Below are 4,533 nucleotides of genomic sequence, written 5' to 3'. Positions count from 1 at the left end.
GGCGACGCGAGCGGCGTCGGAGGCGAGCCGGTCGCTCTCGACGGCGGCGTTCTTGCGATCCTCCGCGGCGGAGAGGTCGGCGTCGCTCACGGGAGCGTCGGAACCGCGAGCGGGGTCCGGGTGCTCGCGCGCACCGCACACCGCGCAGGGCTCGCCGTCGACCAGATCGTGCGCCAGTTCGACCGCAGCACCGGAGAGTCGGCGACGCAGGAGCGTCGTCCACGCGTCGATCGCCCGCTGGAGGTCGTCTGCCCGCACCAGCGAGGCGAGGTCGGCCTGATCGCGCTGATCGAGCAGGCGGGCCGCCTCGAGAGCGGCGTCGAGACGACGCGACGTCTCGTCGCGAAACGCGAGAGCGGCGTCTCGTCGTGCGTCGGCACCGGCCAGCTCGGCGATGCGGTCGTCGAGGACGCGAAGCATGTCGGGGATCTCGAGGCGTTCGACCGCGAGCTTCTGCCGCTCGGCGTCGACGGTGTCGACACGCCCCCGGAGGCGGTTCACGTCGCGGTCGAGATCGGCGAGTTCACGCTCGACCTTCAGCGCGGCCTCGCCGCGCGACAGGAGAGCGGTGAGCGCGTCGTCCCGCGACCCCAGGTCGGCGTCGGCAGCGAGCACCTCGTCGACGGCGCGAACCCCGGCATCGGCGTCGGAGAGTCTCTCGTCGGCGAGGACGTATGCACGGCGGGCGGCCTCGGCGGTCTCGATCGCCGGGCGTAACTCTTCGGCGCCGGCGGCGGCCTCGGCCTCACGGCGGATGGCGGTGATCGCCTCCGCCTGGGCCTCGAGGGCCGTGAGCCTCTCGCGCTCGCCGACGCGGTCGCTCTGCCGCTCGGCCAGCGAACGGGCCTCGCGCTCAGCGGCCAGGGCGGCGTCGAGTCGGGCGTCGACGACGCGGTTCTCGCGAGCGAGGGTGTCGACACGGTAGTCGGCGCGCTCGACCGCGCGCACGACCAGCGCGAGCCGCTCGGAGACGCCGCGAACGGCCCCCTCATCGTCGCCCGGGATCGGACGGTCGTACTCTCGGCCGTCGAGCTCGCCGACCAAGCGCTCGGCCTCGTCGAGAAGCGTGGCCACCTCGACGCCCTCGGAGGCGAGACGCTCGCTCGCGCGCTTTCGACGCTCATCGAGGTCGGCGGCGTACTGCTCGAAGGATCGCGTGCCGAACAGGGTGCGCAGCAGTGTCAGCCGCTCGTCGTTCTTCGCGAGGAGAAAGCGGGCGAAACGGTTCTGCGCCAGCAGGATGACCTGCAGGAACTGCTGCTGGGTGAGCCCGAGGATCTCGTCGAGGCGAGCCGCCACATCGACCGGCCGTGCGGCAACCCCCGTCCATCCCTCGGGTGCGAGCACCTCGAGCAGTGCTCGGTGCGGCTCCCTGGTCGTGCCGCCGCCCCGACGCTTGGGCCGTTCGAACTCCGGCGATCGCGTGACACGCCACCGTTCGCCCTCGGCACTGAACTCGAGGGTGACGCGCGTCGGGTCGTCGGGGCCGCAGTGATCGCTTCGCAGGCGCCGCTCCGCTCCGTCGTAGCGGGGGACGCCGCCGTAGAGGGCGTAGCAGACACCGTCGAGCACGCTGGACTTGCCCGCGCCGGTGCGACCGGTGATGAGGAAGATGCCGTCGTCCGCGAAAGCGTCGAAATCGACCTCTTGCGCGTCGAGGAACGGGCCGAACCCCTCGAGTTCGAGTCGGTGTAGTTTCACGCGCGCGCCTCGGCCATCGTGCGGGCGCCCAGCACGTCGCGGATGAGCTCGCGTTCGACCACCGACGCGCCCTCGCCCTCGCGCACGTGCGCGAGGAACGCGTCGATCACCTCGGCGTCGTCTCGGGCCGCCCGAACGCGCCGCGCGTAGCCGGCGCCGTCGTCGGCCGACGACGCGGCCGGCAGGTGGACGACGGTCGCACACCACGGAAAGCGCGCCTGCAGACGACGCATCGGGTCGGGCTGGGGGGTGGGGTCGGTGTACTCCGCGCGCACCCACTGCTGACGGTGATCGGCGAAGCGTTCGTCGGTGAGCAGGTCGTCGAGCGGCGCCCGCAGCGTGACGAGGGGACGCGGCACGGGAAGGTCGAGCCACCGCACCGACGACAAGCCGGCCGCATCGAGATCGACGAGCCACGACCCGCGGGGTTTGCCCGCTTCGCCGAAGCTGTAGTGCAGCGGCGCCCCCGCGTATCTCACGCGCTCGGAGAGCTGTTGACGGCCATGGATGTGCCCGAGGGCGACGTAATCGGGGCCGTCGAACGCCGACAGGGGAACGACGTCGAGTCCCCCCTGCCGGATCTCGCGCTCGACGCCGGGCGTGGACTCGACGCCGGCGGCGAAGCAATGCGCCGCAACGACGAAGCGACCCCCGCGCGCGGCCGCATCGGCGCGCACGAGATCGAGGGCGTGGGCCATCGTCTGCGCCTGGCTGCGCAGTTCGACGCCCGCCCACAGGTGCCGCACGATGGCCGGCTCGAGGTACGGGATGCCGTATACGTGCACGGGACCGTGCTCGTCGGCGAACGTCACCGGAGTGCCGACCGCCGAGGGGTCGGTCAGGACCGTGATGTCGTCGCGGAGTAGAGCCGACTGGAAACCGAGACGGGCCGCGGAGTCGTGGTTGCCGCTGGTGACCAGCACCCGGGCACCGGCGTCGGCGAGAGCGGCGAGGGTGTGCGAAAGCACGGGATAGCAGGCCGCCGACGGCGCGGCGGAATCAAACACGTCGCCCGCCACGATGACGAGGTCGACCGCGTTCTCGCGCACCTGCTCCACCAGCACGTCGAGCACGCCGGTGAGCGCGTCGATGGTGGAGTGCCCGTGGAACGAGCGCCCGATGTGCCAGTCGGAGGTGTGCAGGATGCGCATGCAGCCACGGTACGTCGCACCTCCGACATCGGCTCGCAGCAAACGCGCGGACGCACGAACGCCCCGCGCCGCCTCAGCGGCGGCACGGGGCGTCTGCGAGCTGATCAGCCGCCGGCGACCTCGGCCGCGAGGGCGCGGATGCGGTCGTCGCCGAGGTCGAGACCGACCTCGGTGAAGCGCTGGCGCAGGACGTCGGCGATGCGTTCCTCGCTCTTGTCGCCGACGTCGGCCCGCGTCTGGACGATGACGCCGCGGATGCGCGCCTCGTCGTCGGTGGCGTGCATGTCCATTGCCGGTTCGGACTGCTCCCCCGGTTGGGGGTTCTTGCGGTCGCGGTGGACGGCGCCGCCGACCGAGTCGGCCGCGTCGGCACCTCCATCGGGACCGGAGCTGGGCTCGGGGGCCCGGGTTGCATCCGACATGTCAGTCCTCCGTGCTCAGGTCGGGGTCGATGCCCTGGCTTGCGGCATCGCCTTCGATGGGGTCCGAGGGTGCGGCGTCGTTCAGGCGCGCAGACCCCTTGGCGTGATCGTTGCGCTCGGCGGTTTCACCGTCGGCCACAGCGCTGCTTTCCCATCCACCGGGCGGGTCGGCGTCGATGACACCCTCGGGCAGATCGCGGTCGTCGTTCATGACTTCCCCTTTCGAGGTCTTCAGCTTCGTCGCGTCGGACGAACGACGGGCAGGGGTTGACGTGCGCGCACGCGCGCGTAAACGTTCAGACGGTCATGACGCCGGGCGCCGATGCAGGATGCCGGCGCGCTCGGGGTGGGCGTCGAACCACTCCCCCACGTACCAGCACACCGGGATGACTTCGCGGTCGCCGGCCCCCTCGATCGCGTCCACGGCGCGCTCGGTGACGATGGCGGCGTAGCCGTGCCCTCGGAAGGTGGGAATGGTGAAGGCGCGGGTGAGGGCGATCGTGCGCCCGTCGTCGCGATAGTCGAGGACGGAGACGAGGTCGTCGCCGCGATGAAGGGTGAAACGGGACGCCGTCTTGTCGTCGGCGAAGTGCAGATCGGACATGTGGAGAGGCTACGCCGGTCATCCCCGCCGACGCCGGGATGACACAGAATGCATGGCGGCACCGCAGGTTGACCGGCAGGGACCGAGCAGAATGCGCCGGACCCGGACCGTCATCATGATTTGACGTTGTTGGACGCAGTGGGTAATAATGCCGCCATGACTGACTTCGCGCGTCCTCTGTCCGCCCGGGAGGCGAACAGGACTGCCGGCATGATGATGCCCGGCCGCGCTGTCATGTGCTGTCGAATGTGCCGCTGACCGCGACCCTCGAACGTCCTGACCTCGTGCTTCTGAACGCCGACGTCGTCCCCCGGTCGCCTGGCATCCGCGTCGATCACGCGTACCCCGGAACCGCGCTCCGGCCTCACGGCCCTCACCTCCCGTCGAACCCCGCTCACGATGACGCCCGGGTTCACACACCCAAGGATTTCTCCTCATGTCGCTCTCCGCTGTCCTCGACCGTCCCGTGACCGCCTCCACCCGCCCCGCCACCGCCGGCACGGCATCCACCCCTCAGCCCGCCGCTGCCGAAGCCGCCACCGCGGCGCCCGCACGCGCCGCCGCCTCGACCGCGCCCCGCGGGTTCGCGCTGTACGTCGGCATCGATGAAGAGAAGGCCGCAGCCGCCGGTGTGAGCCTGGGAACGCTCGTCGAG

5 protein-coding genes and 1 pseudogene are annotated in these 4,533 nt (G+C 71.3%); 1 reads left to right on the top strand and 5 read right to left on the bottom strand.

The window, feature by feature from the left end:
- From RWP81_RS14560 to RWP81_RS14540, 5 genes are all read right to left on the bottom strand, one after another.
- A partial coding sequence (locus RWP81_RS14560; protein WP_314457279.1) for an SMC family ATPase occupies window positions 1–1,701 on the bottom strand: 1,701 nt, incomplete at its 3' end.
- Window positions 1,698–2,852 (bottom strand): exonuclease SbcCD subunit D, encoded by a 1,155-nt coding sequence (locus RWP81_RS14555; RefSeq protein WP_314457277.1) that lies wholly within the window; start codon window positions 2,850–2,852, stop codon window positions 1,698–1,700. The genes RWP81_RS14560 and RWP81_RS14555, both read right to left, overlap by 4 nt.
- A 104-nt stretch (window positions 2,853–2,956) precedes the next feature.
- Complete coding sequence (locus RWP81_RS14550; RefSeq protein ID WP_314457275.1) at window positions 2,957–3,274, bottom strand: hypothetical protein; 318 nt, start codon at window positions 3,272–3,274, stop codon at window positions 2,957–2,959.
- Window position 3,275: 1 nt separating this feature from the next.
- Window positions 3,276–3,485 (bottom strand): hypothetical protein, encoded by a 210-nt coding sequence (locus RWP81_RS14545; RefSeq protein ID WP_314457274.1) that lies wholly within the window; start codon window positions 3,483–3,485, stop codon window positions 3,276–3,278.
- 93 nt (window positions 3,486–3,578) lie between these two features.
- Window positions 3,579–3,878, bottom strand: a complete 300-nt coding sequence (locus tag RWP81_RS14540) for a GNAT family N-acetyltransferase (RefSeq protein ID WP_314457271.1) — start codon at window positions 3,876–3,878, stop codon at window positions 3,579–3,581.
- A gap of 436 nt (window positions 3,879–4,314) precedes the next feature.
- Here RWP81_RS14540 and RWP81_RS14535 point away from each other — a divergent pair.
- Window positions 4,315–4,533: pseudogene (locus RWP81_RS14535) on the top strand (winged helix family transcriptional regulator); the annotation flags it as partial.

The sequence above is a fragment of the uncultured Microbacterium sp. genome (genome assembly GCF_963521695.1).
Taxonomy (GTDB): domain Bacteria; phylum Actinomycetota; class Actinomycetes; order Actinomycetales; family Microbacteriaceae; genus Microbacterium.
This window is presented reverse-complemented; position numbering and strand designations above follow the sequence as displayed.